General features: G+C 43.7%; 6 protein-coding genes. 1 reads left to right on the top strand and 5 read right to left on the bottom strand.

The features are described 5' to 3' along the window. The 4 genes from DA100_RS07930 to DA100_RS07945 form a co-directional block, all read right to left on the bottom strand. On the bottom strand, positions 1 to 175 hold a 175-nt coding region (locus tag DA100_RS07930; protein ID WP_171052168.1), incomplete at its 3' end, for a transposase. A 153-nt stretch (positions 176 to 328) separates the two neighbouring features. Beyond that, on the bottom strand, positions 329 to 676 hold the full coding sequence (locus DA100_RS07935) for a GlpM family protein (RefSeq protein ID WP_138971686.1): 348 nt from the start codon (positions 674 to 676) through the stop codon (positions 329 to 331). 8 nt (positions 677 to 684) lie between these two features. Next, the gene (locus DA100_RS07940; protein WP_138971687.1) at positions 685 to 1,041 is read right to left on the bottom strand and encodes an acyl-CoA synthetase; all 357 of its coding nucleotides are present in this window, start codon (positions 1,039 to 1,041) and stop codon (positions 685 to 687) included. A gap of 242 nt (positions 1,042 to 1,283) precedes the next feature. Next, positions 1,284 to 1,739, bottom strand: a complete 456-nt coding sequence (locus DA100_RS07945; protein ID WP_138971688.1) for a GNAT family N-acetyltransferase — start codon at positions 1,737 to 1,739, stop codon at positions 1,284 to 1,286. Between the two features lie 275 nt (positions 1,740 to 2,014). Here DA100_RS07945 and DA100_RS07950 point away from each other — a divergent pair, with 275 nt between their 5' ends. Further along, positions 2,015 to 3,445, top strand: coding sequence for a methyl-accepting chemotaxis protein (locus DA100_RS07950; RefSeq protein WP_138971689.1), 1,431 nt, complete (start codon positions 2,015 to 2,017; stop codon positions 3,443 to 3,445). Between the two features lie 64 nt (positions 3,446 to 3,509). Here the strand turns inward: DA100_RS07950 and tnpA are convergent, their stop codons facing one another. Further along, positions 3,510 to 3,944: an IS200/IS605 family transposase gene (tnpA, locus tag DA100_RS07955; protein WP_033007908.1), complete on the bottom strand. Its 435-nt coding sequence runs from the start codon at positions 3,942 to 3,944 to the stop codon at positions 3,510 to 3,512. Positions 3,945 to 4,107: the final 163 nt, after the last annotated feature.

The following is a 4,107-nucleotide window of genomic DNA, read 5'->3' on the forward strand; positions in this document are numbered from 1 at the left end:
CTTGTATGTTTAACTCTACTACTTCACATCCAAGTTGATTACAGTAAACATAAATACATCGATAAACTTCTTTACCTATATTGTTCTTCAAGATCCTAAATCGATACTTTGGAGTCCACACTATATGGTATTGACATCGCCAAAATACGTGGGAAGCTTGATTGTATCTACTCATGTTATTTGTCCTCTTTGACTTCTGGAAAAATCAAAGACGCATTTAGCATGAGTAGTTTTACAGGCAAAGCCGAAACGGATGATAACCACCTACTGAAGTAGGTGGTTTAGGGCTGAAAACAAAAAAGCCTAGAGTCGAACTCTAGGCTTTCTTCTAACTGACCGCTAAAGCTCTGGTCCAAATTACGAGCAACATCATCGCTGACACAACCCAAACGGCGGTAGCCATACTTAGGGTTTGAACCAAACTCAAGCGATAGCTGAAATAGTAGACGGCTAACAGATAGCTAGCATAGGGAAGCAGTGAGTAGAGGCCAAACAAGGCGGTGGCTCGTAAATCTTCCATATTCCGCTCTGAGCCGACAATGTAATGCGCGATCAAAGCAAAGCTTGGAAACAGCGGTACTAAACCAGCAATAAAAAAGTTCTTCGATTTGGACAGCAGTGCAATCACCAACACAGCTGCGGCACCAATCAGACATTTAAAAAATAACGCTACCATCGCCTTACCTACGCCAAATTTAAGAACAGCTCTTCATCAGTCATGTATTTATGCTTGCTACCCACATTTCTAACATGCATAAACATAAAGTCGGGAAAACCGGGGGCAAGCAAATCATTGGGGAGCCAAACAATGCCCCCGACAAACACATATCTGCCCTGCTTGTCATCAGTGTGAAGCGCGTTATTTATCTCTGTCGATAGTTCAGGACGAACACCTTCAACGACACACACAATTTGTCCACGAGCAACGCCAATAACTCGCTTAACTAAATTGGCTTTTACCCCACAACGCCAAGCTTGTCTCGTGGCCATCTCAAAGCCATGCTTTCGCACACTTTTTTGAATATTAACAATCAGATTCATCGTGTAGAACACCTACTAGGTGGCATATGTGGCTCTAGAGTAGTAACTGCGGATAAGAATAACGACCCATCAGATTGGTGCAATTCTCACCAGATGAAAATTGCATCCAAATTGATGTTGGACACTTTGTGGCATCTTGCCGTTAGAGCAATGTGGTATTTGGACCTGTATTGTTGCACTATTAAAGCGCACCAACGCACCAATATATAGCGCTTGCACTCTTGGGTTATTGCTAAATTAAATTAGATATTACGCGTCATAAACTGGCTGTTAGGGTCGAGCTCATAATCTGCAAATGGCTCACAGTACTCAAAACCAAATTTATCATACAGTGAACGGGCCGGAGCAAAAAAGGCCATCGAGCCCGTTTCTAAGCTGACACGGTTTAGCCCGGAATGATGGGCATGTTCCAATACATGATTGAGCAAACATGCAGCGACACCTTGACCACGCGAAGTCTCGGCAGTTCGCATTGACTTGATCTCTCCATGCGTATCATCAATGTGTTTTAATGCGGCACATCCTAATAACTTTCCATTGCTCCAGCCTGTCCAAAAAGTCACTTGAGGAGCCTTCAGCGCCGTTACATCCAACGCATGGATACTCTCGGCGGGTGAAGTGGCATTCATATCCGCGAGGTGCTGCTCAAGTAGCAATAGTACATCAGGATGATCCAATAGACCTGTTTTAATTTCCATTGTCATTCTCTATATCTCAATACTATTGTTAACTTAGCAAGAAAAAGACCAAATATTTCCATCTGCATCGTGACAGCGATTGATATACAACGGGTATAACTAGAGCTTCCGTCGAATAACGATCATCGTCACATTACTTGGATAAAATGGAATTTTAATTACAAATTATTGCGACTGATGACTCATAATTCTTCACCTTAGGCCGATAAATTTGTAATCAGATTTTTACAATATAACTGTAAGCTTTCCGGCTGAGACGGAAAAGGAATCCTAGTATGAAAGAAGTAGAGTTTCGAACGATAGATCGCTTGTTCATTAAAATGTCGATCAATGACAAGATGTGGGCCATTTTTGCCCTATTTATTCTAGCGGTAGCCTCATTGGCTGGCGGAAGATATACCAATACTATCGAAATGTTCGAGCAGTCAGCCGTTGTCACCGCTGAACAGCACATCGCTGAGCTAGCCAAAATCGCCGATCCACAGAAACTTGGCGCACTGTCTAATGTAACTCAAGTCAACCGCTCACAAGCAGCGACGTTCCGTGACGGCATCGTTACAGTGACCGCACAAGCGCAAGATGGCAAGTTCTATCAGTTAACATTAAATCGTGCTGGTGAGTTACAACAGTTAAAATCCGAAGCAATGACCAGTTTTGCCCTCAGCTTTATCTGGGCGCTTCCTTTTGCACTATTTTGCTACTGGGTCGCCACATTCCTTGGTGGTGCTCTGTGGGTTCTCTACACCACAACACAACGCATTGGTGAAGGTGATTTAACCTCTCGCCTCGGCTTCCATCCAGGGCGTGATGAGTTTGGCACTATCGGCTGTGCTCTAGACAAAGCAATGGATACCCTGACCGACTTAGTCGTGACAGTGAAAGATAATGCGACAACACTGAGTGAAACTTCAGCTTCATTCGAGCAAGAGATGAAATTGAGCGAAACCCAAATCAGCCAGCAATACGCCTCATTAGATTCTGTCGCTACCGCCATGGAAGAGATGACGGCTTCAGCAAAAGAAGTGACGAACATTTCTCAGCACTCAACAGCACAAACTGAGCGCGATTCTGAGCATATTGATCAAAACTACCAACGCGTTCAGTCCGCTATCAATGAAATCACTAAGCTGTCCGAGTACATTGGTCAGGCGTCACAATCCGTCTCTAGCCTCACTGATAACACGACACAAATTAATGAAGTGATCACCACCATCAACGCTATCTCTGAGCAAACCAATCTACTAGCATTGAATGCCGCCATCGAAGCAGCTCGCGCTGGTGAGCAAGGGCGTGGCTTTGCTGTAGTAGCAGATGAAGTACGCACGTTGGCAGGACGAACTCAAGCCGCAACAGTCGAAATCCAGACCATGATTGAGAAACTCCAATCAGAAACGCGCACTATCGCTTCAATTACTGAACAAACCGTGAGCCAAGCCCAAACCAGCAGTGATATCGTCGCAAACATTGGCCATGACGTACAATCCATCTCCGAATCAGCGCGCGCTCTGAAAGATATGAGCATTCAGATATCAACATCAGCGGAAGAACAAAGCGCGGTTGCCAATGACATCGCCTCAGAACTGAGTGAGATTCGAGCGCAATCTAATACGATTCGTAGTGTGGCAGAACAATCCTCAATAGGGGTAGCCAATCTCACTAAAGCCTCCGTATCTCTGGCTCAAATACTAAAAGGCTATCGCACTTAATCGGTAAATTACCACCTTCTAAAGAAGGTGGCTTTGTGTGAGCCCCCTAAAAGGGGGCCTTTGTTTAATCCAACGCCAACTGGTGCTGCTCTACTCGCTCTTGCTTCTCTTGATGTCTTACATATCGGCGTATGATTTCTTCATTGATTCCAACACTATCGACAAAATAGCCTCTTTGCCAAAAGTGATTACCCCAAAGCCTGTTCTTCCTAAGATGAGGAAACTTACTAAATAGCTTTAAGGCTATTTTGCCTTTCAATACCCCCATCAACTTGGATATCGATAGCTTTGGTGGAATCTTTACTACTAAATGCACGTGGTCAACTTGTATGTTTAACTCTACTACTTCACATCCAAGTTGATTACAGTAAACATAAATACATCGATAAACTTCTTTACCTATATTGTTCTTCAAGATCCTAAATCGATACTTTGGAGTCCACACTATATGGTATTGACATCGCCAAAATACGTGGGAAGCTTGATTGTATCTACTCATGTTATTTGTCCTCTTTGACTTCTGGAAAAATCAAAGACGCATTTAGCATGAGTAGTTTTACAGGCAAAGCCGAAACGGATGATAACCACCTACTGAAGTAGGTGGTTTAGGGCTGAAAACAAATAAGGACCTTCGGGTCCTTTCTTTTTGCCCTGTAGTGCAG

Source organism: Vibrio sp. Hep-1b-8 (assembly GCF_006124995.1).
Classification (GTDB): domain Bacteria; phylum Pseudomonadota; class Gammaproteobacteria; order Enterobacterales; family Vibrionaceae; genus Vibrio.

What these genes read in the sequence shown, in the direction of transcription:
- DA100_RS07935 (WP_138971686.1), bottom strand. Translation starts at nt 676, where the DNA reads ATGGTAGCGTTATTTTTTAAATGTCTGATTGGTGCCGCAGCTGTGTTG.
- DA100_RS07940 (WP_138971687.1), bottom strand. Translation starts at nt 1,041, where the DNA reads ATGAATCTGATTGTTAATATTCAAAAAAGTGTGCGAAAGCATGGCTTT.
- DA100_RS07945 (WP_138971688.1), bottom strand. Translation starts at nt 1,739, where the DNA reads ATGGAAATTAAAACAGGTCTATTGGATCATCCTGATGTACTATTGCTA.
- DA100_RS07950 (WP_138971689.1), top strand. Translation starts at nt 2,015, where the DNA reads ATGAAAGAAGTAGAGTTTCGAACGATAGATCGCTTGTTCATTAAAATG.
- tnpA (WP_033007908.1), bottom strand. Translation starts at nt 3,944, where the DNA reads ATGAGTAGATACAATCAAGCTTCCCACGTATTTTGGCGATGTCAATAC.